The sequence below is a fragment of the Lacunimicrobium album genome (assembly GCF_052161635.1).
In the GTDB taxonomy this organism is placed as follows: domain Bacteria; phylum Planctomycetota; class Planctomycetia; order Planctomycetales; family Planctomycetaceae; genus SXPC01.
In genome coordinates this window covers 2,470,652-2,497,299 of record NZ_CP197413.1, presented here as the reverse complement: position 1 = coordinate 2,497,299, position 26,648 = coordinate 2,470,652, and the positions used below count along the sequence as shown (strand labels likewise).

Annotated in this window: 33 protein-coding genes and 1 tRNA gene; 26 read left to right on the top strand and 8 right to left on the bottom strand. The window is 44.8% G+C overall.

Annotated features, from left to right (window positions below; all coding sequences use genetic code 11):
• The first annotated feature begins 251 nt into the window (after nucleotides 1-251).
• The 3 genes from SH248x_RS09875 (at nucleotide 252) to SH248x_RS09865 (ending at nucleotide 2,886) form a co-directional block, all read left to right on the top strand.
• Nucleotides 252-1,748 (top strand): hypothetical protein, encoded by a 1,497-nt coding sequence (locus tag SH248x_RS09875; protein WP_459558370.1) that lies wholly within the window; start codon nucleotides 252-254, stop codon nucleotides 1,746-1,748.
• A 456-nt stretch (nucleotides 1,749-2,204) separates the two neighbouring features.
• The gene (locus tag SH248x_RS09870) at nucleotides 2,205-2,387 is read left to right on the top strand and encodes a hypothetical protein (RefSeq protein WP_459558369.1); all 183 of its coding nucleotides are present in this window, start codon (nucleotides 2,205-2,207) and stop codon (nucleotides 2,385-2,387) included.
• An 82-nt stretch (nucleotides 2,388-2,469) separates the two neighbouring features.
• Complete coding sequence (locus tag SH248x_RS09865; RefSeq protein ID WP_459558368.1) at nucleotides 2,470-2,886, top strand: hypothetical protein; 417 nt, start codon at nucleotides 2,470-2,472, stop codon at nucleotides 2,884-2,886.
• Here SH248x_RS09865 and SH248x_RS09860 read toward each other — a convergent pair.
• The 3 genes from SH248x_RS09860 to SH248x_RS09850 all read right to left on the bottom strand — a co-directional run bounded on the left by SH248x_RS09860 (nucleotide 2,883) and on the right by SH248x_RS09850 (nucleotide 4,048).
• Nucleotides 2,883-3,161 carry a hypothetical protein gene (locus SH248x_RS09860; RefSeq protein ID WP_459558367.1) on the bottom strand — a complete coding sequence of 93 codons (279 nt, stop codon included), beginning with the start codon at nucleotides 3,159-3,161 and terminating at the stop codon, nucleotides 2,883-2,885. The genes SH248x_RS09865 and SH248x_RS09860 overlap by 4 nt on opposite strands.
• 9 nt (nucleotides 3,162-3,170) lie before the next feature.
• The gene (locus SH248x_RS09855) at nucleotides 3,171-3,413 is read right to left on the bottom strand and encodes a hypothetical protein (protein WP_459558366.1); all 243 of its coding nucleotides are present in this window, start codon (nucleotides 3,411-3,413) and stop codon (nucleotides 3,171-3,173) included.
• A gap of 380 nt (nucleotides 3,414-3,793) precedes the next feature.
• Nucleotides 3,794-4,048, bottom strand: coding sequence for a hypothetical protein (locus SH248x_RS09850; RefSeq protein WP_459558365.1), 255 nt, complete (start codon nucleotides 4,046-4,048; stop codon nucleotides 3,794-3,796).
• 120 nt (nucleotides 4,049-4,168) lie between these two features.
• Between SH248x_RS09850 and SH248x_RS09845 the strand changes: the two genes are divergently transcribed.
• Nucleotides 4,169-4,381 carry a hypothetical protein gene (locus SH248x_RS09845; RefSeq protein WP_459558364.1) on the top strand — a complete coding sequence of 71 codons (213 nt, stop codon included), beginning with the start codon at nucleotides 4,169-4,171 and terminating at the stop codon, nucleotides 4,379-4,381.
• A gap of 221 nt (nucleotides 4,382-4,602) precedes the next feature.
• On the opposite strand, the gene SH248x_RS09840 is transcribed toward SH248x_RS09845, so the two are convergent.
• A complete protein-coding gene (locus tag SH248x_RS09840; RefSeq protein ID WP_459558363.1) occupies nucleotides 4,603-5,781 on the bottom strand; it encodes a hypothetical protein in 1,179 nt (392 codons plus the stop codon).
• 717 nt (nucleotides 5,782-6,498) lie between these two features.
• Between SH248x_RS09840 and SH248x_RS09835 the strand changes: the two genes are divergently transcribed.
• On the top strand, nucleotides 6,499-6,687 hold the full coding sequence (locus SH248x_RS09835) for a hypothetical protein (RefSeq protein ID WP_459558362.1): 189 nt from the start codon (nucleotides 6,499-6,501) through the stop codon (nucleotides 6,685-6,687).
• Nucleotides 6,688-7,369: 682 nt separating this feature from the next.
• Here SH248x_RS09835 and SH248x_RS09830 read toward each other — a convergent pair.
• A complete protein-coding gene (locus SH248x_RS09830; RefSeq protein WP_459558361.1) occupies nucleotides 7,370-7,579 on the bottom strand; it encodes a BatC protein in 210 nt (69 codons plus the stop codon).
• Between the two features lie 254 nt (nucleotides 7,580-7,833).
• Here SH248x_RS09830 and SH248x_RS09825 point away from each other — a divergent pair, with 254 nt between their 5' ends.
• From SH248x_RS09825 to SH248x_RS09730, 20 genes are all read left to right on the top strand, one after another.
• Nucleotides 7,834-8,142 carry a P27 family phage terminase small subunit gene (locus SH248x_RS09825; protein ID WP_459558360.1) on the top strand — a complete coding sequence of 103 codons (309 nt, stop codon included), beginning with the start codon at nucleotides 7,834-7,836 and terminating at the stop codon, nucleotides 8,140-8,142.
• Entirely contained in the window at nucleotides 8,139-8,291 is a 153-nt protein-coding gene (locus tag SH248x_RS09820) for a hypothetical protein (RefSeq protein WP_459558359.1), read from the top strand. Before SH248x_RS09825 ends, SH248x_RS09820 begins: the two co-directional genes overlap by 4 nt.
• Complete coding sequence (locus SH248x_RS09815) at nucleotides 8,284-8,487, top strand: hypothetical protein (protein ID WP_459558358.1); 204 nt, start codon at nucleotides 8,284-8,286, stop codon at nucleotides 8,485-8,487. The genes SH248x_RS09820 and SH248x_RS09815 overlap by 8 nt, the downstream gene beginning before the upstream one ends.
• Before the next feature lie 170 nt (nucleotides 8,488-8,657).
• A complete protein-coding gene (locus SH248x_RS09810) occupies nucleotides 8,658-8,798 on the top strand; it encodes a hypothetical protein (RefSeq protein ID WP_459558357.1) in 141 nt (46 codons plus the stop codon).
• Entirely contained in the window at nucleotides 8,798-9,100 is a 303-nt protein-coding gene (locus tag SH248x_RS09805) for a hypothetical protein (RefSeq protein ID WP_459558356.1), read from the top strand. Before SH248x_RS09810 ends, SH248x_RS09805 begins: the two co-directional genes overlap by 1 nt.
• A gap of 167 nt (nucleotides 9,101-9,267) precedes the next feature.
• Nucleotides 9,268-10,968 (top strand): terminase TerL endonuclease subunit, encoded by a 1,701-nt coding sequence (locus SH248x_RS09800; protein WP_459558355.1) that lies wholly within the window; start codon nucleotides 9,268-9,270, stop codon nucleotides 10,966-10,968.
• 15 nt (nucleotides 10,969-10,983) lie between these two features.
• Nucleotides 10,984-12,342 carry a phage portal protein gene (locus tag SH248x_RS09795; protein ID WP_459558354.1) on the top strand — a complete coding sequence of 453 codons (1,359 nt, stop codon included), beginning with the start codon at nucleotides 10,984-10,986 and terminating at the stop codon, nucleotides 12,340-12,342.
• A 25-nt stretch (nucleotides 12,343-12,367) separates the two neighbouring features.
• Nucleotides 12,368-12,973 (top strand): HK97 family phage prohead protease, encoded by a 606-nt coding sequence (locus SH248x_RS09790; protein WP_459558353.1) that lies wholly within the window; start codon nucleotides 12,368-12,370, stop codon nucleotides 12,971-12,973.
• Between the two features lie 117 nt (nucleotides 12,974-13,090).
• On the top strand, nucleotides 13,091-14,431 hold the full coding sequence (locus tag SH248x_RS09785; RefSeq protein ID WP_459558352.1) for a phage major capsid protein: 1,341 nt from the start codon (nucleotides 13,091-13,093) through the stop codon (nucleotides 14,429-14,431).
• A gap of 78 nt (nucleotides 14,432-14,509) precedes the next feature.
• The gene (locus tag SH248x_RS09780; protein WP_459558351.1) at nucleotides 14,510-15,067 is read left to right on the top strand and encodes a head-tail connector protein; all 558 of its coding nucleotides are present in this window, start codon (nucleotides 14,510-14,512) and stop codon (nucleotides 15,065-15,067) included.
• Nucleotides 15,064-15,384: a head-tail adaptor protein gene (locus tag SH248x_RS09775; protein WP_459558350.1), complete on the top strand. Its 321-nt coding sequence runs from the start codon at nucleotides 15,064-15,066 to the stop codon at nucleotides 15,382-15,384. The genes SH248x_RS09780 and SH248x_RS09775 overlap by 4 nt, the downstream gene beginning before the upstream one ends.
• Complete coding sequence (locus tag SH248x_RS09770) at nucleotides 15,384-15,761, top strand: HK97-gp10 family putative phage morphogenesis protein (protein WP_459558349.1); 378 nt, start codon at nucleotides 15,384-15,386, stop codon at nucleotides 15,759-15,761. The genes SH248x_RS09775 and SH248x_RS09770 overlap by 1 nt, the downstream gene beginning before the upstream one ends.
• Nucleotides 15,762-15,764: 3 nt before the next feature.
• Nucleotides 15,765-16,124 carry a hypothetical protein gene (locus SH248x_RS09765; protein ID WP_459558348.1) on the top strand — a complete coding sequence of 120 codons (360 nt, stop codon included), beginning with the start codon at nucleotides 15,765-15,767 and terminating at the stop codon, nucleotides 16,122-16,124.
• A gap of 42 nt (nucleotides 16,125-16,166) precedes the next feature.
• A complete protein-coding gene (locus SH248x_RS09760) occupies nucleotides 16,167-16,640 on the top strand; it encodes a phage tail tube protein (RefSeq protein WP_459558347.1) in 474 nt (157 codons plus the stop codon).
• Nucleotides 16,641-16,659: 19 nt separating this feature from the next.
• Nucleotides 16,660-16,965: a hypothetical protein gene (locus SH248x_RS09755; protein WP_459558346.1), complete on the top strand. Its 306-nt coding sequence runs from the start codon at nucleotides 16,660-16,662 to the stop codon at nucleotides 16,963-16,965.
• A 17-nt stretch (nucleotides 16,966-16,982) separates the two neighbouring features.
• Nucleotides 16,983-17,288: a hypothetical protein gene (locus SH248x_RS09750; RefSeq protein ID WP_459558345.1), complete on the top strand. Its 306-nt coding sequence runs from the start codon at nucleotides 16,983-16,985 to the stop codon at nucleotides 17,286-17,288.
• Nucleotides 17,289-17,412: 124 nt separating this feature from the next.
• Nucleotides 17,413-20,061, top strand: a complete 2,649-nt coding sequence (locus SH248x_RS09745) for a tape measure protein (protein WP_459558344.1) — start codon at nucleotides 17,413-17,415, stop codon at nucleotides 20,059-20,061.
• 21 nt (nucleotides 20,062-20,082) lie between these two features.
• A complete protein-coding gene (locus SH248x_RS09740; protein WP_459558343.1) occupies nucleotides 20,083-20,946 on the top strand; it encodes a hypothetical protein in 864 nt (287 codons plus the stop codon).
• 2 nt (nucleotides 20,947-20,948) lie between these two features.
• Entirely contained in the window at nucleotides 20,949-21,653 is a 705-nt protein-coding gene (locus SH248x_RS09735; protein WP_459558342.1) for a hypothetical protein, read from the top strand.
• Nucleotides 21,653-23,005 carry a hypothetical protein gene (locus SH248x_RS09730; RefSeq protein WP_459558341.1) on the top strand — a complete coding sequence of 451 codons (1,353 nt, stop codon included), beginning with the start codon at nucleotides 21,653-21,655 and terminating at the stop codon, nucleotides 23,003-23,005. Before SH248x_RS09735 ends, SH248x_RS09730 begins: the two co-directional genes overlap by 1 nt.
• On the opposite strand, the gene SH248x_RS09725 is transcribed toward SH248x_RS09730, so the two are convergent.
• The 3 genes from SH248x_RS09725 to SH248x_RS09715 are packed head-to-tail and all read right to left on the bottom strand — an operon-like array spanning nucleotide 22,995 to nucleotide 26,281.
• Complete coding sequence (locus SH248x_RS09725) at nucleotides 22,995-23,822, bottom strand: LamG-like jellyroll fold domain-containing protein (RefSeq protein ID WP_459558340.1); 828 nt, start codon at nucleotides 23,820-23,822, stop codon at nucleotides 22,995-22,997. The two genes, SH248x_RS09730 and SH248x_RS09725, sit on opposite strands and share 11 nt — an antisense overlap.
• On the bottom strand, nucleotides 23,815-26,067 hold the full coding sequence (locus SH248x_RS09720; RefSeq protein ID WP_459558339.1) for a hypothetical protein: 2,253 nt from the start codon (nucleotides 26,065-26,067) through the stop codon (nucleotides 23,815-23,817). The genes SH248x_RS09725 and SH248x_RS09720 overlap by 8 nt, the downstream gene beginning before the upstream one ends.
• A gap of 7 nt (nucleotides 26,068-26,074) precedes the next feature.
• Nucleotides 26,075-26,281 (bottom strand): hypothetical protein, encoded by a 207-nt coding sequence (locus SH248x_RS09715; RefSeq protein WP_459558338.1) that lies wholly within the window; start codon nucleotides 26,279-26,281, stop codon nucleotides 26,075-26,077.
• Between the two features lie 227 nt (nucleotides 26,282-26,508).
• Here SH248x_RS09715 and SH248x_RS09710 point away from each other — a divergent pair.
• Nucleotides 26,509-26,581 (top strand) — tRNA-Lys (locus SH248x_RS09710).
• Nucleotides 26,582-26,648 lie beyond the last annotated feature (67 nt).

The following is a 26,648-nucleotide window of genomic DNA, read 5'->3' as shown; positions in this document are numbered from 1 at the left end:
GTGCGCTGGTGGTGCAGCAATCGTGAGGACGGCTTGGAAAAAATGGCCTGTGAGAGTTTCCGAGTGGTTTTTCGTTGATATAATGGCCATTCACCCGCCCCTATAGCTCAATCGGTAGAGCATTTGACTCTTAACCAGACTGAGAATCGTTTTCACACGGTAAAAATAGGGGTTTGCTGAGTTAGCTGTAACCAAATTTTAGCCAAATTAACGATATTTGGTTACAATGATTTGGTTACAGGAAGCCAAAAATGAGCTACTCAGCACACGCTAAAAAGAACAAAATCAAACTCGCTCTTTCACCGTTTTTCCGCTCTGGAAAATGGCATTCTTGGAGAGGATACGTTGCAGGGTATCCCCGCAAATACTTTGCTCAACCTGATACCAAAGAAGGTTACAACACAGCACTTGCAGAGTTCTGTCTTTGGCGTTCTGCTCTTAATGACCAACGCCCATGGGTAGCTGAGTTGAAACACCATCTGACCTTATTCCAACAGGTTGAAAACTGGTACGCCATCAATGGCATTTCAAACGCTGAATTAGATGCCGCGAAAGTCGTTGGTGAATTCATTAAATGGATTCAATCGCAGTTGGAGTCAGACTCCCCTGCCCTTCTGCTTGATTTTGACATGAGTAAACCGTTCATGCTCGAATTCATCAACGGCATGATTGATGAGGAGAGTTATCAGCAGCGACCAATCAAAGGATCTGAAAAACGCTTTGGTTCAATCGGTTATGAACTGAACGGTAAATGGTCTGAACGGTTGCGGTCGATTGTTCCAGAAGGAAACAAGACACCACAGACGATGGAATTTTGGCATGCTCAATACGTTGAGGCTCAGAAAGAGAAATTCGAACTCAACAAAACCAGCTTTTACACGTTCAAAGATGCCAGAACCAAATCAGCATTTTTCGCAGAACGATACCCTACCCTCTCAGTCAAAAAACTGAGTGATGAAACATGGCGGGGATATTTCAATTTTCTGAAAACACTTAAAGGGAAAACAGGCTTAGACGCCAAAGGTAAATCGAAAGAAAGTTACCTGAAAGCTGCTCGAACATTCCTCAAGTGGTGCAAACGACAAGCCACATGCGAAATCGTGTTGCCTCTAAATCTGGACGATCCTGATTTGTCATTCAATGGGACAGACGAGGAAACACCAGTTGGCGAGCGACTTAAAGAACTTTGGACTCTCGATGAGATCAAAGCTGTCTTGAACAGTGACGAGAAGCACTTCAAGGCGTATGTGTTGCTTTGTTTGAACTGTGGATTCCTTGAAGAGGATTTGCACGCTATCCAGCATGCTCAACTGACGGATAACAGACTGATTCACAAACGGGTGAAGAGTAAGAAGAAAAAGCGTGTTCCAGTCGTCAATTATTACTTGTGGAAATCGACTGTAGACGCGCTGAACGAAATCAAGACCGATCCAAAACAGTTCAGTGAGATGCTCCACACTGCCAGAGGTGTTCGTATCAAATCAGCGAACAACAACAACTTGAGCCGCAACTGGCAAAAAGTGCGTACCAGACTTGGACTCAGACCAGAGTTGAACATGCGGAAACTTTGCAATACCGCCACGGGAATTTTGAAAGAGTCTGACAACTTCCGTGACATGAGCCGTCTGTATCTTGGGCATGCCGTCACTGTTGAAGACCGTTATTACAACATCATTGATGGTCAGGTGCTGAAGCCATTCGATGACGCGCTAAAGTACATGGGCAAGAAACTTGGAATTAAAATTTAACGTCTAGCAACAAACGGCGTATAATATAAATGAAAGCTTTGTTTCTTAGTTTTCTATTCGTTTTTTGTATCCTTATGTGACCTCACAGATTTGTTGTCTGTGAGGTTTTTTTGTGTCCAATGAAAACCACCTATTGCCGCTACCTAACACCATGCTGCGAGTGTTTATATAGGTATAGGATGTGAAATAGCATGACTCATCGGTGCTAATTGATGTGACTTCTGGCGAATATTTTGAAAATTCCAAAGATTATGCCAAAAAAGCTGTCGAAATGGGCATTTTTACGCAATCGCGAGGTGTATTCATAGGCAACGGAAGTGTGTTTTCATCACTTCCGCCAATGCCAAGGCGATGAGTTGGGTTGTCTGCGATATTTACGCACTTCGAGTGATTTGCGTAGCAAGCAACGATATCTGAGCTAGAAAGGCGATGTAGTTACACGAGGAGTACTGGTAAATGTCCAATAAGAAGAAACAACAGAAGAAGCTTGAGAAGGCTATAAAGAAAGAGATGAAAGAACAGAAGAAATCAGGGGCGGTTAAAGAAATAGGTTGGAAACTGACACATTTCCTATTATTAGGTCGGATTATTGCGAAGTTTAACGATATAGCTGAAAAGATATACGATTATTGGTGGTAATATTACTCTGATTCCAAAACCTCTCGCGGAGTTCCGCGAGAGGTTTTTTCATGCGCCGACTATATACAGGAAAGGAGAATTTATGCCTCTTGTCGTACCCAACACAGCAGAACTGAAATTGATAAACCACATACTCAAGACACCTCTTGATACAGATGAGTCCTTGACTCTCAAACTCTACAAAAATGACGCGACTCCATCTCAATCGAGTACCGCCGCAAGCTTCACCTTGAGTACGTTTGGAAGTTATGCCGACAAAAACCTGCCTCGCTCAGGTTGGAACGACGCAACGACCATCGACAACAAAGCAGTTGCCGTCTACTCATCTGCTCAAAGCTGGACAGCTTCAAGTGGAAGCGAAACTTGCTACGGGTACTTCGTGGTTGATTCTACAGGTGCTCTGATGTGGGCGGAACGATTCGCGACAAGCTTTCCAGTAACGACAGGGCAACAAGTTTCGTTCACACCGCGATTCACCTTGGATACAGCTGCAAGTTAATCAGCATCTGCCTGCTCATTATCTGGTCGGCAGAACTCCTCTATCAATTCACTTGCCGTCTGCCTGTCAGACCTGATGGAATTGTTGCCAACCCAAACTGCATAGCTGGCAAGTTGAGGCATTTGAAGCGCCTGTTCACTTGGGTCATTCAAAGTTAATTCCCCATCAGCAATACTCCTCAGAACCCGATTCACATTGGTCATCTCAAGTTCATTGCCATTTTCGACCATGTACTTGGCAACCCTGATTCCCAAATAAAATCTGTGATAGGACATATCAACTCCTTAATTCCACTTCGATGATTCTGCGAGCGATGCAAACACTTGTTTCCAAGTACCTTTAACTTCCAGACAGTACGCGGCTGGAGTTATTCCTTGTTGTGTTTGCATTAGCCTTACGGCGTCTATGCGAGAAGATAATCCCGCCTGAGAAAAGACATCTTGGAAGTCTTCAAGAAAACTACTCTCCATCGGCACAACGCAAACTGTGTTTTCGTCGATGACCTTAACGTGTAACTCTGGAATCATGTGAAACTCCTTTGTGAATGAGCAGGATTCCAGAAAAGTACCACGATTTCAAATGCTGACAAGTACTCCTCAAAATTAAGTCTGTAAACCATTCCAAATGGAATGGCTTTTTTTGGGTGATGCTTGACAACGAAAACAAAAAACCTCTCAGATGATTCTGAGAGGTTTTTTCGTTGGTCAGGCTAAGTTTCGCAATTGATCGAAGAAGTCGCCGTCAACGTGGTTTGGAGTTAGCGGCGCAAACCATGTCAGTTGCGAAAGGTAACAAGTTGTTTGCGACAGGTAACACGTAGTCTCGCTCATCGGTATGTAATCGTCGTGTATCGTTGATTCAGGGGTTGCGTTGGATCTGAGTATCATTTTCATTTTTATGTTTTTCCTTATTTGGTTTTGGTTCTCTGATTGATCAGTTGGTCAATCAAGGTGGTGCAGTTCTGCCACGTTGCAGTCTGCCAGTTATCAGGGAGTTTTTGAGCTGATCCCAACAGCTTCTGAATCGCTTCCAATCGCGTTAAATCTCTCTTTGCTTTCTCATCATCGTTTCCGATTTTATACGATTCGTAGAACTCGAATTGAGCATTGATGCGTTCAATCTCGAATTCAATCTGCTGGATTAACCGTTTCTTCGTAATCATTTTCTCTCCTTATAAGAGTGTGGTTATTCTTATATAGGGAGAAAGTTACAGAATTTTCGTCAAATTTTTCAAAATAATTACTCTATATAAGAGAGACCATTTCTTATAGGAGAATTTATAATGGCAAAACGATTCCTTACACCTGCTCAAATCAAAGCGTACCTTCCACAATTTACTCGAACGCATCTGAAGTACTGGACTGACAAGGGACTTATTGCGACGCAAACGCGCAGTGTTGCCAACAACGGCAATGAGTTCAAACTTTACTGCCTTGAGGATTCCAGACGTGTTTGGAATGCGATGGTGACGTTGAATCCTGATTTGAAAGAGTGAATGACTTTATGCCGCCCTTTGCGGTATCAACATACGATCAATATCCTTTTTCAGTTGTGAAATATCGACGTATTGGGTTTGTTTCTTATACAAAGCGTTAATGATTCTGGCGACCGTTTGGTCAACTGACTGATCGCCAGAAATCGCTTTTAGTTTGTGGTATGTGTCGGAAGTTATATCAAGTGTGTACATTATGCTGTTATTATAGTTTGTTTTGGCATTTACGATATGGCAATTTTGTTCCAGTAACCGTGATTATGGCGAGGTAATAACCCAGTTGATTTCGCATAAAGTTCTGGAGGTGGATATTGCTCACCAGAAATAAAGTTATGTTTTTTCTTGAGGTAAAGCCCCAAAGCACCACGGATTTCACTCAACATCGCTGCTGGCAGACTTCGCATCTCAGCTGATTTTACGCGAGCAATCGAAATGTCGAAGTGATTCTCGACGTAATCAACAAGAGCATCAGCAGCATGTCTTGGTTTCTTGCTGGTGAAATCTTTTGCCAAGCTGTTGATTACGACAATGAGATCTGATTCGTCGACGCCAGCCATTGTTAATTTGCTGGCAATGACATTCACTGCCGATAGAATCGTCGACTCCTCAGCAGAATCCTGTAGACAAGCAGCAAAAATTGCTGCCGCAGCTCTTATACAGGTTTGATCGAGTGAAATCGGCTTAAATTTGCGTTGTGGATTTGCTTTGTTGATCAACAGTTGTGCTTTCCGAATGGTTGCACGGTCGAGCCCCAAAATACGACACATCCCACGAATCGTGTATTTGATTCCCTTCTCTTTGCGTGATCGCATCACACAAAACGCAACATTGACCTTAAATGACAACGGGTGGTCAGGCTTTGTGATTTTGTCGTAGACGTAATTCGAGAAGTAATGAGCATGCTCAACAGCTTTCTTATAAAAATGCTGGTCTTGCTGTTCCGCCGCGCACCATCGCTGATCAACCACTTGCACCAAGTTCAACGATTCCAAAAACAACAATTTTTTTCTGGCGACATTCCGACTGATTCCGAGTCGCTTAGACAGTTTATTAACTGACATCTTTATATTCTTGTTTTTGTTGCAGTTATAAAACTCTAATTGCAGCAGGTAACTATAAATTGCTCGCGCAAATAACTCGTTAAACAGTGGTGAATCTTTACGTGTTCTCAATAGCTGAAATGACTTTGCTTGCATATGACCTCTCAATAATGGGTGAATTCTCTCCATTATATATAAGTACGCAATAGCATTTTTTCTGGTAGAATCGTGCTCATATCCAGAATTTGGCATTTTGGAAAAAATATTGTTAATTTGCTGAACTGCACTGAACAACCGCTCTGGGTGAATTGCGATACAAAATGGGTGTTTAGTGGCATTGTTAAAAAACAACCCCATATACATCAGCAGTCAACCTTTGGGTTACAGACTTCTCACCCGAAAACTGCTCCAAAAACACCCTCTATATAATAATATGATAGAAGTAAGAATCATTACTCTCCGTTTCGCCACTGCGAGATCATACTGTTGCTGTCGCTTCGCTCGCTGCGAGACTGTTGCTGCTTACACAGCTTCCCCCTGAATGAACAGCCAAGACAGTCCAGAGACAACCAGCAGTTACCACCAGTTGACCAACGGGTAAACTAAGCAACCAAACGACAACAACCCGCCAGAATGCCAAAGTAAAATACGACATTCCACCAGTTGATCAACCTGTTGAATTACTCATGCTGCCAGACAACAAACTGTCAAATGCTCATACCGCCAGACATCAACAGTTAAATGGATGATGCCGCCCAACCCATAGGACAATGCAGTCAGGTGAAAGTTGAATAAATGACGCCGCCGACCCGCCACCATCGCCGCGACTGAAGATTGCCAAAGAGCTGCATCCATTTTACCCCAAAAATCGACTTTGTAACCGTCGATTCAAAATCGGCTGGAATTCGCTCAACAGGTACAAGATTACTGATCTGGCACTGAACACCCGCTATCGAAAACGAAAAAACATGTTTTTCAGAGTTGTGATGTCGATTGCGTGGCAAACTTGCAGTGGATACGCTTGTGCAGACATGTCGGAGATAAGACACATTTTCATTCCATGACAGAAAGAGAATCGCAATGTCCGCAGGTGAAATTGATTTCAATCATCCTACTGATCGCTTTGAGGCGGTTGGCACGGTCACAGTCTCGACAGGTGAAGTGAGCGTTGAAGTTACGGATAAGACGACAGGTCAAAAAATGATTCTTACAAGAGGGGAAGCTGAAGAGTTGATCGAAGATTTACAAGGCGCACTTCCTAACTCCTGAAAAACAAGAGCCAGCTTAACCGCTGGCTTTTTTCATGCGCGTTTCGAAAAACATGTTTTTATTTTTGCTCACAACTAAATAAGGAATGCGAGCACCACCAAAAATATGCGCGAACTGCCAGAAGCCAAAGCCATGTGAATGTAAGAAACCAAAAGACTTCCGACCACGATATGGTCAAGGGACAATTGAAGGCTGGCGCGACATCTCGAAAGCGTACCTTGACGCAAACCCGCTGTGCGTCCACTGCAAGATACTTGGAATCGTCGAACCAGCAACACAGGTCGATCACATTCAACGGTGGCAGAATGCACCTGTCTGCCTCAGGAACAAGCTGAAATACGACCAAGAAAACTACCAGAGTCTTTGTGCTCATCATCATGCCGTTAAGACATGGAGGGAGTGTCACTGATGCGAGATCAATACTCAAGAATGAACTTAAACCAGCTGCTGCTGGCATTGGTGAGCCAGTACATGGACGATGAGGCAAATTGTCGTGTGATGCTTCGACATCTCCTGAGAGGTGCCACGCTTGATGAGGCAATCAAACTCACAGAGGCACAGAAGGAAGCCACGCAGCACATCAGAGATCGCAACAGACGGTTTAAGAATCAGTAGAAGATGATGGAGTAATGCGAATAAAGAATCCCCCCACAATCCATTGTGGAGGGATGCACCTTTTCAGCTAGATTCCTACTCCATCTGCACCGCCATCCGTCTGAGTTCTACCGCCACCCTCTTTGCCGCCATCCTTTGCGCTGGCGCTACCATCTTTGGTAGAGGTGGTTCTGCCACCACTGGTGATACCGCCATCAGCCTTGGCATTCCCTAAGTCGGTGCCATCCTTTGCAGACTTACCATTACCATCTTTTCCACCATCTTTAGGCTTGTTCATGCTATTGATCCTCAGCGCGACACGGATAGTACCCTAAAACACTTGTACACTTTGCGATGGCTCAAAGCAAGTCCTCCCCCATGGATACACGACATGGGTATCGTGTATTATTGTGCGCATATGAACAGCTAGGCATCGAGTGGCCCCCTCCCTGTAGATTTTCGAAGTGCCTCGCGACCGCATTTTCTGCAAAAAATTGCAGATAGCTGCATATATAAGGCATGAATACGAGATCTGCCACTTTTAAGCGATTGATGGAGTCCATCAATCAAAACGACCCAAAGCAAATTGAACTCATTAAAGCCCTGTTTAATCAGCTTGAGGAGTATTGGGATTGCGTGGAATTGATCGCAAAACCAGCTGATAAAGGCGGTGGTCGACTCGTTTCGACTGGAAAAGGTGGGGTGAAAGCACACCCTGCCATCGCTATCAAAAACGCCGCCCTGAAGGACGTGAAGGACATTGCCAAGCTACTTGGCATCGACGCCGTGAAAGTGGAAAAAGCTGTCGACTCAAAACCCCGATCAGTGAAAGAACTAATGAAAAAGAAAGAGGAAAAATGAACCAAGAATTGGTGGAAAAAGTAATGGCTGCCGCAAGAAGTCGATTGGTCAAGGCTGAGACCGAAGAAGAGTTTGTGACCGCAAAGGTCGAGTTTCTAGACCTTTATATTTTGTTGATAGGAGAGTGGAATGATGACTTACATGAGTAAAGAACTATGTGAGAAGCTCGAAACTGTTATTATCGAACTTCTCACTTGTAAAAACCTCACAGAATTCGACTCAGCTAAAACTGAGTTTCACCAGCTATATCTAGCTGCAAAAGAGGAGTTTAACAACCTTACAGAGGAAGAAAGAGAGGAGTGGAAAAAGCTGTCGACTCAAAACCCCGATCAGTTAACGCTCTAATGAATAAGAAAGACAAATAATATGGTACATAACCGCATTTTGGTTGCATTGTTATGTCTGCAGCTAACGGTGTTCGCAGCACAAATAACAATGTTAACAGTTATTATACAGAACAAGAAGACTCATGAGTTAATCGCAACCCACATTCAAGAAACCAAAGGAGAACAAAGATGATCAACATCAATGTTGAGACCCTGTTTGAGATCAGGGACAAAATGAAAGCAATCGAAGAGCGATTAGCCAAGATTGAAGAGAACAAAGACGAGAAACCCAAAGGAAGAATTGGCTTCCAGAATGAGGAGAAAGAATAATGATTAGTTTCAAATTGCCTCTTGAAGAGGCACAAAAATATTCAATCGGTCAGATTATTCCAGTTGAAGTCAACGGGATGAAGACCAGCCGCATGATTACCAGTATGCGCGTTGTTCATGACAACATTGTGAGAATCACGGCAACCAGTCGGGAGCCAAAGCCGTTGGAATTCGAAGACTTTGGTGGTTTCTATGAGTTCACTCTTGAGGACGGTAGAAACGTACGTGTGACATCAAAGTGGTTGAGAGGTTGTTTGAACAATGCGCTGACTCCCGATCCACAGGAGGACGTATATGCTTAATTTCCAAAATATCGAGCGCGACAAAGAGACTGGACAGGTTTGGATTCCATGCGAAGTTGGTCAGATTACAGGTATTGATCTGACGAAACTGGATGATTGTTACGTTTCAATTCGATTCAGTGATGGGTCAGTGATGACAACTTACGGACGCAAGCCGCAGGAGGCGAATGGAAAAGCCGCTGATCACAACTAAATCTGATCAGGCTTGGCTTGATAGTGGAGGTTGGTTTTCTGAAAAAATGCCTCTTGAGTTCAAATCCTTCTATGAAAGCTTTGTTGTTTTCACTGAGGACTGTATTGGGGGTAAGGCTGGTGATCCATGCAAGCTCATGGACTGGCAGTATGAGAAAATCATCAAGCCATGGTTCGGCTGTTACAACGCCGACGGAACGTATCGTTACAATGAGGCAATCATCGTTTGCGGGAAAAAACAGAGCAAAACGAGTCTTTGCGCTGCCTTCAATATTTTTCATCAAACCTACGAATGTAAGACCGCAGAAGCATACATCATTGCCGCCAATGTTCGGCAAGCTGGGATTTGCTTCAAGAACGCTGAACGAATCTTGCGCTATGGTCCACTGAAAGAGTTGTTGAGAACCAGAAAAGACACAGAACAACCAATCTGGATTCACAACTCAACCAAGCTGATTGAGCATGTTGACGAAGATGGTTTCAAATCAACTTTTCAGATTCTTCCATTCAGTGAGGAAGTCGACGGTTTCAGCGCATCCATGCTGACCGCTGATGAATTCTGCTCATGGCCAGCCAAACACGCCAAAGGCATTTGGGAAAAGCTTGATGGTTCGACTATGTCTCGAAATGGTCGAAAAATACTAATTTCGACCCCTCAATACGATTTGACATCATGGGGTTATTCGAAATACCTCCACGCAAAACGCATCCTTGATTCCACTGTTGATTCAGACGACGCCCCCTTCATCGACACGACAACCCTACCAGTTATTTTTGGCGTTCCAGACGATGAATCTTGTCGTTGTGGCAAGTGTACCGATGGAAATAAGGAGGCATGGAGATGCCCCTATTGGTGGGAGAAATCCAACCCATCATTTGGCATCACAGTGCCGCGAGATTTCTACGCTAAAGAATACGCGAAAGTCCAAAATGATCCTCACGAAGAGGTAAAATTCAAAAATTATTTTTGCGCGATGTGGGTTGGAAACAGCCATCAATGGCTATCGAGTAACCTATGGGCAAAGTGTTATTCAGATGTGCCTCTCGAATACTTCGAAAAGGAAAAGATCGAGTGTGTCATCGGTATCGATATGGCACGCAGACAGGACTTGGCAGCGGTCGTCATGAGTTTCAAGTTAGATGGTCAAATTCACTTATTTGGACATGCTTTTTTGCCCTTGGAAGGCATCGAGAAAAAAGAGAAACGCGATAGAAAACGCTATCGAGCTGAGTTTGTTGCAAAAGGTTTGATGACGTTGACTGCTGGTGATGTCATCGATCAGAGAGTGATCAGAGAATACGTCAAAGCACTTTGCAAACGATTCAAAGTCACGTCTGTGAGGTACGATCCATCCCGATTTGAGCAGACCGCAATCGTGATGCTCAACGAAGACAACTTGCCGATGGCTCAAGTGACGCCATCAATTAACCAGATGCACCAACCAACATTGTTTTTTGAACGTGGTGTTACCGATCAAACCATTCGAAATGACGGTAATCCTCTGATGTTGAGTTGCTTGCAGAATACAACGATTAAGATGACTCCAGATGGAATGATTAAAATTGATAAGCACAAATCCACAGGACGAATTGACTTAATTATCGCCAGCATTCTTGCTTGTTCTGGTTGGGTGAATGCTGAACCAGTTCCAGAATCGTACGGATTTTTCGCGTGATCCCCTATATAGGGCATGTTCAATTACATCAAATCCCTATTCACCAGCGAGACCCGTAGTAAATCGCTCGACATCACTGATCTGACAGTCAAAACAACAGACTACCCAGAGTTTTTCTATGGTCCAACAGAGTCTGGAGTCACAGTTGACGCCCATTCCATCATGGGTAATCCAGCTGTTTCGAGAGGTGTTGCACTTATCAGCAACTTTGCTGGAAACATTCCTGTTACCTGCTATGAGCGTACAGGAAAAGGACGGTTAACTGCGAAAAAGAAAAGCGTTTATTGGTTGTTGAGCTATCAGCCTGCTCCGCAGTACCCAATCAAACAGTTCATGACGAGCCTGTTTAAGAATGCGATCATCTGGGGGAATGCTTATGCCGTCATCACCAGAAATGACAAGTTTGAACCAGTCAAGCTGACGATTGTTCCGCCATCACTGGTCGCCGTGGAAGTCCATCCAGAGATGCTGGTCTATTCGATCACAACCAATGGTGAACCTGTCAAGATTCCAGACTACAACATGATTCACATCAGAGGAATCTATCCGTCTGAGGATGGAATCATGGGGTTGTCTCTTTTCTCAGTGTTAGCTGAAGCGTTGGGACTTGGTCTAGCGTTGCAAAAACATGGTGCCAGCTACTTCGCAAACGCAGTCAGTCCTGATCAATACTTGGTTGTTCCTCAGGCTTGGGGTGATGACAAAGAGAAGCGCGACCAAATTCAAAAGAACTGGAAAGAAAAATACGTTGGAACGAGCAACAGAGGAACAATTCCAGTTTTGTATGCGGGAATGGAACTGAAACAACTTGTTCAAACCAACAATGCTGCAAGCCAATTTATCGAAGCCAGACAATTCGACTTGGTGACAGTCGCCAATGCCCTGAACTTGCCAGCATCCGCATTGAACGTGCTACAAAACGTCTCTTATGGCTCATTGACTCAAGACCAATTGAATCTGCTGACTATGAGCATTGATCCTTGGTTGCGTGCCGTGGAGCAAGAACTTTTTGTCAAGCTTCTCTCAACTGAAGAGCAACGAAGTGAAAGCCATTACTTTGAGTTCGATGTTGAGAATGCTTTACGACTCGACATTCCAACAAAGATTGAATCTTTGAACTCTCAGAGAAACAACGGCAACATCAGCTTCCCAGAGTGGCGCGAGAAAATGAATATGACGACTCAAATGGATGTCAAAAATGACTCAGATTGGTTTGTGCCAAATGGTGTAAGAACTCTGCGTGAAATTGAGCTTGGCATTGAGGAACGCAAGCTTGCTCTTGAGGAACGAAAGCAAGCGATTGAAGTAGCAAAGAAAGCTGCTGAACAACCTGAGAATCAACAGAATGAAAATACCAATGAAGAGCCTACATAGTGATATCATTATATGAGGTTTTTCAATGGAATTTCGATCAACAAATCATCCAGTTACCGTCACTGACAATAAAGTGTCAGGCTATGCCGTAGTCTATTACAACCCCAAAGATCCGGGGACAGAAGCTCATTTGGGAGGCAACATTTATGAACGGATTTTGCCACAAGCGACCAATCGTTTGTTTCAGGAAGACAACGACGTTGAAGTCTGTTGGGAGCACAACGAAGCCACGACGTTCGCCTGTCGATCTGCTGGCACAGCACAGTTTTCAAGCGATCAAAAAGGCTTGAGATATGACGCGATGGGAAGTGAAGACGATAACGATTTTCGCCATGCTCGTTCCAAGGTGAAAGGCAATATTGCCAAGGGAAGTTCGGTTAAATTCGACATTCTTGACTGCAGTTGGAGTTGGGAAAATGGTAAGCGAATCAGAACAGTCAAAGACATGAGAATTCATCACGTTGGACCTGTTAAAGCACCCGCATTCCCTTCAGCTTCTGTTGCGATGAGATCAGATAATCCCAAGAACTTTGAAGAAGCTGAGGTTGCCGCGAAGGAATGGGAAGAGCACGAAGAATTGAAAAAATGGAAAGAAAAGCTGGGATTGAACTCTCTAAATAAATCTGGTTGAGAGACCTCTTTTGCAAGAAACCTAGTAGGCATGTGGCTTACTAGGGTTTTTTATTTTTAAATATTTTATGCGAGACACCTATATATCTCCAAGTCCTAACAACAAAACAGGAGATATATGAGTAATCCATTCGTTAATTTAAGTGCAAAAGAAATTGAAGAAAGAATTCCAAAGCTCGAAGTGCAGATGGCTGAAGTCGTCTCAAACTGCGAAGCTCAAAAAAGAGGAATCAACAACGAAGATTCAGCAATGCTGGAATCGATGTCAACAGACCTAAATTATCTGGTCGAGTTGCAAAGATTGAACAAATACAAAACCAAATCTGATAACAGCAACTTACAACTTCGATCTGTCAATGACGGAACGATTCACAAACCATTTGCTGAAGCTGATGACAAAGATCGTGAGCATGCTTTCCGTGCCATGTTGCAAGGTGCTGCTAATCAGCCTGTATCTTCACAATATCGCTCTGCCGCTGAAAAGCTTGGCATCAATTACAATCAGAATCACCACAGCTTTGATTTTGCTGATGATTCGGCAACTCAAACAAGAGCTAACACCACAATGACAAGTGCTGCTGACGGTACTTATGTAATTGGTGCTGGTACTCTTGGGACTCGCGTCCAACAACGATTACTTGCATATGAAGGTATTCGATCAGTCTGTCACAAATTCCCAACAGCAACTGGTGATAAATGGACAGTCCCTTACGACGACGATACCCAAATGAATAGCGATAAGGTTGATAGCTATACAGAATTAGCTGAAACCAAATCGAGCAAATTCACAATCACTGGAGTTGATTTCTACTCCCATGATATTCGCGCTGGATTGTTCAAGATTCCACGAACCTACTTGAGAGATGCCAAATTTTCAGTTCTCGATTACGCTTCAAGAGGAATTGCCAAGCGTATCTATCGTAGAGAGGCACACTTGTTAGCTCTTGGCACAGGCCACGCCAACGATGAACCAATGGGATTGATCACTGCGGCTCAAGTCCGTGGAACTGAGTTAGCTCACAACGCTACCAGCTTTACTTGGCAACAGATTTTAGACGTGAAGTATGAGATTGATACCCTGTATCACTCGTCTCCAAGTTTCCGCCTATTCACCGCCCCAAAGATGTATGCGAATCTGTTGAAAATGTCTGTTGGAACTGGTGACAACAGCCCACTCTACAAAGATAGTGTTGCTGGTAGTGGTCGTCTCTTATTCGACGGCAACCCAATCACGTTGGTTCCACAAATGGCTTCAACCATTGCTCCAGAAGCGAAATTGTTCATTTGGGGCGACGCCGATTTATTCCAAATCCGCGAGATTGGAAGCTTCAACATCAACATTGCAAAAGAACTCTATATGCCATGGGATGCTTACGGTATCTTTGCAACTTTTAGTATGTTCTCAAATCTGGTCGATCCATACGGCTTTGGTGCATTGGCTGTTGCAGAAGCCCCGTAATCACTTCCCTAATGGGATGGTCGAAAAACCCTGTCAGAAAATGGCAGGGTTTTTTTATGCGCCGACACTAAATAAGACATGCCAACAAACATTATCGAAGTATCCACTAGTCCAATTTTCGAAGTCGAGCAAATCAAGCAAGCTCTGACAATCGAATACGATCACGATGACAACCTCATCGAAACTTACATCATTGCCGTCACAGACCACATCGAGCAACTGACAGGCAGACATTTCAGTGTCACAACTTATTGCTTGTACTTGGAGTCATTCCCGCCGCGATTCAAGAACATCGAATTACCAGCACCATTAGACAGCGTTGACTCAATCAAGTACTGGAAAAATGGTGAGTTGGTCACGATGACGACAGACCAATATCAGGTGCTGAAGCTCTGGAAAATGCCATCTCTGGTTTTCCCCATCAATGGAAACTGGCAGACAGAACTTGATCAAAGACCTGATGCCGTCCAAATCGAATACACCGTCGGTACTCTCGCAATGGATGCCAGCATCTTCCCGTTGATTGTGCTGATGGTGAAGGTTCTTTACGACAACCCTGAAGGGAAGTCACAGAAAGACCTCTTAACAGCTTTTGATCGGTTGGTTGCCCCTCACTTTGGAGGATCTGGGATATGAACGATTCGAGACTGCTAAAAATCGTTGTGGAAATCTGGAAGTACACCACGACTGATGATCATGGCGTCCACAAGAAAGATTACACGTTGTCTGCTACCAGACGCGCTGGAGTCATCTCACATTCTGCTGATGAAATCATGCAAAGTTCGAACAACAAAAAAGCGATGTCAACGATCACTTACCTTTTCAGATATCCAATCGACATCAACGAAAAGGATCAGTTGCGAATCGGTAGTCGAAAGCTGGAGGTGCTGTCGATCATCAATGTGAATGAGCAGAATCGATGGTTGCACGTCACCGCAACGGAGGTGAAATAATGGCGAAATTCAAAGTTGGTATTGGCATCCAAAAGAAATTCGATGAGTTGCCAAAAGAGGTTAAGCGGGAACTCGGTCGCATCATGAAAACTGAGTTGAAGCCATTGAAGGAAGAGGCTGAATTTCAGACACCAGTTGATTCTGGAGAGATGGAAGAAAGCTACAAGATTGTCACGAAATCGCGTGAAAAATGGATTGGTGCCGATCTGGTTTTGCAGACGAAAGATGTCTTCTATGGACGGTTCGTAGAGTTTGGAACTCAGTTCCAAGAGCCTCAACATCCCATGGGTAATGCCTCAACAAATGAGGGACCAACAGTCGCGGAGAATATTGCTGAAAAGATACGGGACAAAATCAGCAGCATTCTTACTAAATAAGGCATGCTAAGACACCTTTATGACATTCTTTCATCAATCGTTACCGACCGTGAAATCTATCAACACTGGATCACTCAGGAATCAGTTTTTCCATGTGTGACGATCACTGTTGTCAGGACTGATTTTGAACACACGATTTGCGATACCACGGAACTACCAGAAGTGCAGATTGACACTTGGTCCAAGGATTTTTGGGATGCTTATGACACTGGTGGGATTGTCAAAACCCATTTGAAAAAGTTCTCTGATGACACTTTGATTTGCCGTATCGACAACGAAAAGCCCATTGCGGAGAAGCCACCAGACGGGAGCGACGATCCTATCTTCCGCAGAGCCATGAGATTCAAAATAAAATTGAAGTGACAGCCATATATATCTCCAGCTATACCAATTGGAGGTTAATAAATGGCCAAATTATATAATGAAGATGTCGAACTAACATTTGATGGTGCTGAGATCTGTTTTGAGACATTCGACCCACCAGAAACAACTCAGGACGGCGTCGACGATCATTGCATTACCGATACTCACCGCACGCAAAGAGCAGGAAAAGCCCAACACGGCAATGCCTCTTTGACTTTCATGTTTGATCCATCTGAAGAAGATCATGCTGCAATCGAAGCCGCTTCTGACGATGGCGAAGACCATGTGATCGTCTACAAACTGTTAGGCGTTGGACAATACACCTACACAGGTTTTGTGGGCAACTTCAAGCTGGGAGAAGTCGCGGAGAATGGCAATGTCAAAGCTACCGTTCAGATGAAAGTGAACTCAAAAGTTTACGCTGCTGAAGTTGTTGAAGGACAATCTGTCGTTGAAGCACCTGTCGTTCAACCTGTTGTCGAGCCTGTCGTAGCACAGGAGGCAACTGATGAATAAACAACAAATTCTCGATGCCATGAAAGCTTCCAGCCTCAAACTCACAGCTGTGAATGTTCCAGAGTGGAACAGCAAGATCTATTTCAAACCAGCAACCATTGAAGACGTGATGAGCGTTCTCGAAAAGAAAGATGTTGAGGAAGATGACGTGATCGTTGGTCAATTCGCAAAGATCGCTCACGATGAAAATGGTGATCTGATTTTTGATTCTGAAGCAGCTAAGGACATCTTGAGAAAGAAAGAATTGACCGTCGTGAAGAGATTGTTTGACGAGTACAACGCAAAGAATCTGCCGACCGCAATTGAAGACGCTAAAAAAAACTGAGAAGTAACCCGTTAGCTTTGCAGCTGGCACGTTATGCCCGTGAAAAACACATATCGTGGTCAGAAGCAAACGCTATCAGCATTGATGATTTTGCTTTCTGGTTGGCACATGGAAGTCTTGAACCTTCTCCAGATCCAATGATTTTGAACGCGATTAACTGTCGTGCAATCTATGGATCACAGGGACATGACGCCGACATGAAGCAATTCATTTTGGCTGGTGAAGATCAGACGAAAAAGGCTGACAAAATGGCTGGCTTCCATGCCGTCATGAAAGCGAAAGCCCTGCATGAAAGAAAGAAAAGAGAGAGAGCAAGTGAGTGAAATGAGCTGTGATCACAATTAACTTGTGATGACAATAAGAACTGCAAAGTTCGTCGACGTGTCGTCGCCAAAACAAGCCCTGCAAGGAAGCAGGGTTTTTTTATGTCCCGTGCCTATATAAGACATGGGAAAAATACTCGATATATATTCAACAGTCTTCGTTGCTTCTACCTCTGGACTTGAAAAGGGATGTAGAGCCGCCGTTGGTGGTTTGAACAAAGTTGACTACGCAGCAACCAAAGCACTTCAAAACCTTCAGAACCAAGTCGCCACATTTGGCAAAGCTGGTCATGAACTTGAGCTATTGACGTTAAAGCAAAAGGGAACTGCTCAAGCCATCATTGATGCAACTGAAGCGACTCACAAACAGCTTAACGCGATGAAAGCTCATCAAGCTGCTGTTGAGGCTGACGCCGCCGCACAACAAAGAGCCGCGAACGCCATTAAAGCTGTTAATGATGCTGGTAAACAGCTTGCCGCAACTCTCAATCACCAGATCAACACGTTTCACATGAGTGAAGCAGAAGCAGAGCATTACACACATTCTCTGCAGGGAATGGCTAGGGCCACCCGTGATGAGATCGCAGCTGCAAGACAACAACTGACCTCCATGAAAGCTGCTCAGAAGGCTCAAGAGGATTTAGCCAGATCAGCAGATCGAGCTGAGAAAGAGTTGAAGCAAGAGGCTGACGCATGGCGACGATTGACCCAAACGCCAATTGAAAAGTATGCCCAACAACTCAAGCGTCTCTATTCCATGAGACAATCAGGAGCAATCGACAATAGCACGTATGGACGTGGTCGTTCGATGCTGGAACAGGAATTGAAAGCTGCTCAGGATGCCGCGAAGAAATCCGCATCAGCTAGCTCATCAGCTTTTGGCGGTTTGCTGACGACATTGGCTAAGGTGGCTGGTGCGGTGTACCTGGTGAGAGTTGCGTTCGACACGTTGAAGTCTGTTGTCGGAACGCCTCTCAAACTTGCTGCTGAATTTGAGAAAACTCATGTGGCAATGAAAACCTTACTTGGATCAGCCACACTTGCCACAGGGTTGTTGAAAGAATGGGAAGATTACGCCGCAGTCAGTCCTTTTTCGAGTGACACCATCAACCAATCAGGACGTCAGCTGCTTGCTTTTGGATACAACGTGGGAGAAGTCACAGGATCAATCAAACAGATGGGTGATATGGCAGCTGGATCTGGTGCAAATCTTCAGAGCCTGTCATTCATTTTCGGTCAAGGTCGTGCCGCTGGAAAGTGGCTAAGCAAGGACTTATATCAACTGGCAAATTTGGGCATTCCCGCAGTCCAAGAGCTTGTCAAAATTTTGGGTGTTGATGGTCCTGCCGCTGTCTACAAATTTGTTGAAGCAGGGAAGTTGACCGATCAGCACATGATGCAACTGTTGGAAAACATGACATCTCAAGGTGGTCTTTATTACAACGCCACCATGGAGCAAGGAAAAACGATGTCCGGTATGTGGGAACAACTTGGTGATCAAGTTGGACTGACCCTCAAAGCCATCGGTGCTGAGATGATCAAGGCATGGGATCTAAAAAATGCAACCAAATCAGTCACTGAATTTGTCGAAATGCTACGCAACGAATACATGCCAACGGTCGCCGCCATCATCAATCAAGCTGGTCAGATGGTGCAGTTCTGGAAAGACTTCGCCGCTTCCATGAATGACTCCAGTTCAACCATTGGACAGGTCACAGGATGGATTTCCTATCTAAACAACCTGTTGAATGATCTGTCGGCATGGGTTCCTTCCATCTGGATTCGAGATTGGTTAATGGGAACATTCAATGCTGGATTCCAAGACGAATTGGAGAAGCAGGAAGCACACCGCAGAGCCGCGATGGAACAGGAAAAGCAAGCTGCTGAGCAAGTCGCACAAGCTCAACAGCAAGCCAAAGTTCTGATGGAACAACAAACGGAAGCCACCAACGAAGCCGCTGAAGCTATGAAACGCTTTGGTGATGCTGCTAAGCAGGCATTTGACAGCACCAGAACACCACAAGAAAAACTCATGCAACAGCTGGAAGACCTTGAGGAAACTTATGCAGCGAATCGAGCCACTGAAGCCAATCCAAATGGTATGACAGCTGACACGTACAATCGTGAAAAGAAACGTATCAAAAACGAGTACATGGGATATGACGATCCGACGATTGGTTATCAGCAGGGCATGAGCCAAATTGAAATGCAGAGAGACAACGGTTTGATTTCTGATGACGAATTCAACATGAAGCAAGGCGAGTTGAAAAGCAAATTCCTTGGTGTTGACTTCGATAAGGAAGGATTGAAAACCCGAATTGGTATGCAGAAGCTTCGCGAGAACTTTGAGAAGGGACTTATCTCGAAAGAGGAGATGGAGCAGTCTGGAATAGCTCTGATGCCCCAAATTATGAAGAAAGCCATTGATGAGGCGAGAACTCCGATGCAGAAGTTCCAAGAGGAATGGAAGAAATTTGAATCAGCTTATGGTGGTTCTTTCACTCCAGCCCAAATGAACTTGGCGAAAGCTCAAATGCAGAAGGACATTTTGGGAGACGACAAGAAGAAAGATAAGCCGATGCAATTTGCTAATTTCGCATTGATGGGGAGCAACGAAGCCCATCAAGCCGCGTTGAGAAACAACTATGGATTCGGATCAAAAGATCCTCAAAAGGAACTGGTGAAAGAGACCAAGAAACAAACTGAGGAGTTGAAAAAGCTCAACAAAAACATTGAGCAAAACACCAACAAAGGATACCAGCCAATTTTTTGAAGTTTGCCCACTACATAGGGCATGGCTTTAACATTTGAATTACTTGAACACATCAGTCATACCGTCGATGAGAATGGGAACAACGGTTATCAGTCGGTGTATCGAGTGTGGAGTGACACACCAAATCCACACCCTAGAGACGTAACGGAATGTCTTGGAATCACCAGAAATGTTTCCACGTTTCCTTACGATTCCTCATCAGTTGCGACCACGTTTTCAACTACCTCTGCTGGTGGTCAAGGTGAGACGTTAGGGACTGTTTTCAACGTCACTGTCTCCTATGCTCCATTGGTTTTGACAGCTGCTGCAAACGTCGACGGAACACCAACCAGACGATATCGCAAAGAGCCAATTGTCAGGACTTATTCTCGCGATGCTCAAGGTGTTTTCGTATGCAATTCAGCAGGGGTTCCACCCGGAGAACTTTTCACCCGTGAAGAATCAATCGACATCCTTCAGATAACTCGAAATGAATCGTCTTATACCTCTGGAGGAATGACAAATTGTGTCAATTCAAATTCATTTGAAGGGTATCCACCGGGGACTGTCTATTGTTCCTCACCTGAAGCAGATCGGATTTACGATTCAGCTTTTGCTGGTGGTGGATACTGGCGAGTTAGTTACGAATTTCGCATCGATGTTGCTAATGGTTGGGACGTGAAATTTGCCGACATGGGAACAAGCGAAAAGAAATTGAAAACAAAAGAAAATGAATCTGATCCAGATGAATATGAGTTGGTTCCCATCACTGATGAAGCTGGTAATCCCGTTGGTGAAGCTGTCTTGCTGAATGGAAATGGCGAGCGTTTAGAACCCGGTCAACCAACGGTCTGGAGAACAGTTCAACCCTACCGCAGAGCACCATTTAATTTTGGATTTGTTTAATCATGAACCCACAAGAAAGAGATCGAGAAATCCTCAAGAGAGGCGTTATCAAGTCCATCCAAACACGTACGAAAAGTGGTGTTGGGAATTGGAACGCGCGCCCATCGGGTGGAGGCTCAAAAAAGGAATGGCATTGGGCGAAACTGGATCATCCCGCTTCAATCGAATCAACAACTGACCCTCGTTATGGCAAGTACTCCCATCGTGAAATGGAATGGGATGAAGATCTAAAGCGATTGAAAGTGAAAGAGGATGGAATCGTTGGTAGCTACGAAGACGAAACGGGATATGCGCGAGAATTGATGTGGGGTAGCCCGTATTGCATGCGTGGTCACATCGTCAAAATGTACAAACAAAAAGACTACTACGTTTTCGAGTACAACCCAACTCCGATCTTTGGGCGACTCAATTCCAACAACATTATCACTGCTGGTGCTCCCAATCCAAGTTTTCCATCTGGTCAGACTTTGGGTTCAGGGAACGTCACTTTCTTTTTCTACGAATATGACGTTTCCGATGGGGGAACACCGTCACCACCATTCAGCGAAAATAAGTATTCAGGCAGAGCGCACCAAATCAAAGTGTTCAACAACACGTCATCTTCAATACCACCATTTACACCGTCTGTCAGTGAACCGATGTGGGTTCGATGCTCTTGGGAATGGGGACGCTGGATGGTCAGCCTACCAGTGGAGTGTATCGTCTAATGGCAAGAACACTTTATTGCGGATGTTGCGAATCAAATATTTTCTATCTGATGAAATTCACACCAGAGAGACGGGAGTGGATTTATCCATCCAATCGTGGAAGTGGTTCATCAGGTAGCAACGTGAGACCACAAAACATCAATGAAATCTTTTGGGATGTGGAATCGGATTCATTGGTGATGTTGAGCCAAGCGATACTTGGCGGATTCAATATTCCGCCAGTTACTCCCTATTTGATGCGATTGGAAAAAGGTTCTCGACTGCTCAAATATGAAACGAGAATCAACGGCCAACCGTCTGTCAATCAGTGGCAACAGTCGTTAGGCAATGTTCGTTCGATGAATCAGAAAGTAATTTTCACCAACGATTATCAGACACAAACTGTCACCAGCGGTAGAAACATCTATGGCGAAAAACTATGGGATTTTCCTCATGGAATCACTGGTTTGACTGCTGGTCGTTCCTTTGGCTGGTCTGATGATACGATGTGGTTTCAAAATGCGACAGCCTCCAGTGATCCAACCAATTTGTATATGGTTGACGAGGCTGGAAATGAAACCATATTTCCAATGCCCATCGACACAATCGAATATTCGCCCGGACTTTTCACCACCGTTCAAGACCGTGTCATTCGTGTTGAGAATGGCATTATCTGGAGTGAACGCAGAGCCTATAAGTTAGATGGAACACCAATGCCAACCGTCTTTGCTGGTGGTGTTTTCCATGCTCTTGGAAGCAGTGGAAATTATGTGCGCCGTGAATCACCAAGGTTTGAATTTGGTGGTTTCACCTTTCCAGAGACCAACATATATGATTCTTCTGGAACTGTGATTGCTACCATTCCATATGAAATCGGTGACGTTAATGGAATCAACCCATTTGAAAAGCAAGGGATGATCCATGATGGGGAAATGTTTGGTATCACTTGGGGACCGAGAGACCCTGTTGAGACAATCACAGGGTACGTCTTACGTGGTCCGTCGTGGTATGACTTCGATGGAATTCTTATCCATCACATCGACGTACCATTCATGACGGAACTGAGTGTTCCAGTCACGTCCAGCACCTATTACGCCAGTTATTCACATGCTCAATGGCCCGTCAATTGGGGCATGGTCGATGGCGAAAAATGGTACGTCTTTTCGATCAATGTGGCGAACGGTAGACCCGGAATTTCTGTCTTCAATTCGAGCAAAGAACTCCAGTATTCTCACGACATGTTCGACGGCGACGAAGAATGGGAAGATGCATGGAGTGGTTCGGGTTCAGTTGGTTCAGACAGTGTGAAATACGTCTGTCTTGATCCTTATGGCAACGCCTACATGAGTTGCAGACGTCGAACTATGAACTGATCGCAGTCAACGTGTAGAACTCTGGATCACACACAGAATCGCGTTCCATCTTCCAATAGGCTTCTGGCATCGTTTCAGGAAACAAGCGAAATTCTTGCAAATTCATTGTGCTGAAAGATGATCGATTTTTCCCACCAAACCAACAGGAATTAAACAACATCTCGCGATCACCTGAAGGTAATTCAACGCTACCAGAGGCAACGCCATCAATGAAGATTTCCATTTTCTTTTGACCAACATTTACCGCGATGTGATAGTTCCAATCTGGTCGAATTGGTTGATTGCTCCAAGCTGAAACTTCTGTCCCATCCTCATAGTAAACCGTGGCAAAAATGTAACGATGCCATGAATACTGCAGAGCAAAAACAAGCTTTCCACCATCACCACTTGAGCCTCTGGAATAGATTGTTCTTTCAGCTTGATTACCAGTGAGCTTGATCCAGCACGACAGGGAATAACTTTGATCGGACGCGATCAAATCAGGTTCAAGTTCAATCAGATTTCCAACAGCATTCTCATCTGATTCGATGAAGACTTGATTTGCTCGACAGCCGATACCGATGGAACGTGTTGGCGAATTGAGACCAACCCCGTCAAGCTCATGGAAGGAACGATCAAGATATGGACTTTCTAATTCATCTAATGGGTAAATCGCAGCCAATGGATAGTATACGTCATTGATATCGATGAAGCCGCTTCCGCCAACCTCAACCCCACCTTGAGGGGTATTGTTGGTAACCAATGCTGATCCACCAACTGTGACGCCTCCTGATCCAGTTCGTTCAACGACATTACACGGACAAAAAATATCACTCATAAATCCACACCTCAAAATTGTTCTCAACTGTCTTCAGAGGAGTTTTGATGACGATGCTCAATAACTCATCTGTCTGACTTCTCACGTCAACTAAAAGTTCATTTCCATCTGAATCGAATACCTCAACACGATTGAGAACTCCCGTGAATGGAATGTTGACCGCTAACCATGTTCGTTCTAAATCGCGTTGAACTTTCCCAGCAGGGACAACCAGTTGAAACGGGGTTGGTGTTTCAACTGTCAAATCGTCAACAGTCCCGCCAACCACAACCCCTCCAGATGGAGGAATGTAATAGACGTTGATGAAGGCGTCGCCACCAACCACGACACCACCTGATCCAATTCGTGATTGTGTGTAGGTCAGATTGTCGACAGCGCCACCAACGACAACACCGCCATTTGCAGTCGCGATTGATGAAACAATTCTTGCTGAGGAAGTTCCCTTGAGAAGTTGTTGGGATCGAACCATCACGCCAAGACCAGCGTTATAGATTTCAGCCACTTCAGAATCAGAAAGAATTGAATTGAACAACATCAACTGCTCGATACCAACTTGTGCAGGATATGTGACAAATGGAACTCGAACATTTGGCATCCACAGCGACGTGTCAATGAGACCCGCTGATGTGGTGAAAGTCTGCTTAACTCCATTGATCCAGACTGCATAGTTATTCGTGCCAGAGGCGACCAAGTCCCATTGTCCAACGTAGTGATACCAGCCGCTGGTGGTGATAGCAGTTGGGTGTTGAAGTAACTTTACGCCGCTTGTGGTAGTGATACGAAAATCCGTTCTTCCCGGTTGAGCCGCCAAAGGACCACGCCATCGAATTTCTGTGACCGCATTAGAGCCTGAAAATGTGATCCAACGAAGTACATCGTTGAACCCGCTCCACCATGCGTTGACATCAGCATAAAACCAAAATGAAATTGTGAGTTTATCATTTGCCCATATCGCATTATCACGAGCAACTTCTAATCGTGGACCTGTCCCGTTCAACGTGCCACTTGGGAAATTGTAATAACCACCTGTTTTCCCAGCATTGATTGCAGGTGTTGAGTTTATGGCGGTAAACGTCTCACCAACAACACGATCAGTCAAACCTTTTGACGCATCCCATACTCTCGCAGCTTTGACTTTAATTGCTTCTGGTAATTCAGCAGGGGGATGTGAAAAATATCCAGTTGGCAAAGGTGGCGGTGTTGTTGTCGTCGTTGGTGCCGCAGTTGTGGTCGTTGTGGTGGTGGTCGTCGTTGTAGGCGGTAACGTGGTCGTGGTCGTCGGTGCCGCTGTTGTAGTCGTGGTTGGTGGTAAGGTTGTCGTGGTGGTCGTTGGCGCAGCTGTAGTCGTTGTGGTTGGAGGAGATTCCCAAAGCACCCAATAGCTAGGATGCCAAGTCGATTCAGCAGGCAAGACAACTTCATCTGACCCGTCTGGACAAGTTCCGACGTTTACCCATTCGGAATTGAAACCACTTCCCGCACCACCAGAAATCCGAATCGTTCCGCTGTTGTTGTGGACTAATAATTCGCCTTCATCTGCCCAGCTACCACCAGCAGGAATGACATAACGACAATACAAACCATCGTGATACGAATAGGTTGCGATGCCCGTGTAAGTATTCCACAGTTCGTACGGTGAATCTGGATTGTGGAAATACCACTTCACAGGAATCGTTTCGAGTGAAGTACAAACAGGACAAAAGTCTTCAGGATCACCAGTTGTTGTCGTCGTTGTTGTTGGGGCAGACGTTGTCGTCGTTGTCGATGATGGTGGTGAAGTGGTCGTTCCCCCACACTCAGCACAATCTGAGACCGAAAAGCCGCCCATCGAGGCACAACCATACGAATCCATTTCGCCAGCACACACATAGCCGCCTTCGATGGCAGGCAGGCAACAGATACTACCTGTAGGGGGCGGTGTTGACGTTGATGGTGGTCCTGTCGGTTCTGGTGGCGGATCACTCAATACTGTGATGACAGGTGAAGCACGACGGTTAGTATTTTCGACGTAGCTTTTCGCGCCTTCAAGCGACTTCAGCCAGTGTTTGTTGGCTGGAAGGTATTTGTGCCAATCAGGTTTGGGATGCAACTGGAAGTCACAGGTTGCCACTTGCTGAAGGGCATCGTACGGATCGGGGGTGATGTAAACGATGTACCCTAATTCGTCAGATTCAGATTTGATCGCGTCATCGTCGAATCGAAAGTTGATGATTTCCCAGACTTCATTGTTTCTATTTTTTTCCATGCCTTATTTAGTCATGTGATGAGCCTTTTTTGTATTCCGCGAAAAAATCAGTTTCCATGCGATACAAATCCATATGGACATTTCCGCGCTCTTTGATTTCGCCGTCATTCGGACCTTCACAACAGACAACTGGATTTAACGGAATTGCTTGATCGGTGTTATGACGCTTCCATTCATGTTGTTTGTCGAGAATGGTCTGTTGCGGGTTTAGCATGTGAACCTTTCGATTGTGTTGGCGTCGATGTGTAACCAAGTGTAACCAAATCTGTTTGCTGTAACCAAAATCGAAATCAGTCACTTGGAATTTGGTTACAGGAACTGTAAAGTTACAGTAGGTTTTGGTTACGTTTTGGTTACAAAACTGGTCTAAACGCTTTGGTTACAGTTTGGTTACAAGCTGAATCGACGTAAACCCAGTAAAAACAAGGCTTTAACTCACCTGCCCCTATAGCTCAATCGGTAGAGCATTTGACTCTTAATCAACAGGTTCAAGGTTCGAGTCCTTGTGGGGGCACTTGCCAGAAACGGCGTAAGTTATTCAAAGGCCTGCGGTTGTGAACCGTGGGCCTTTTTTGTTTTGC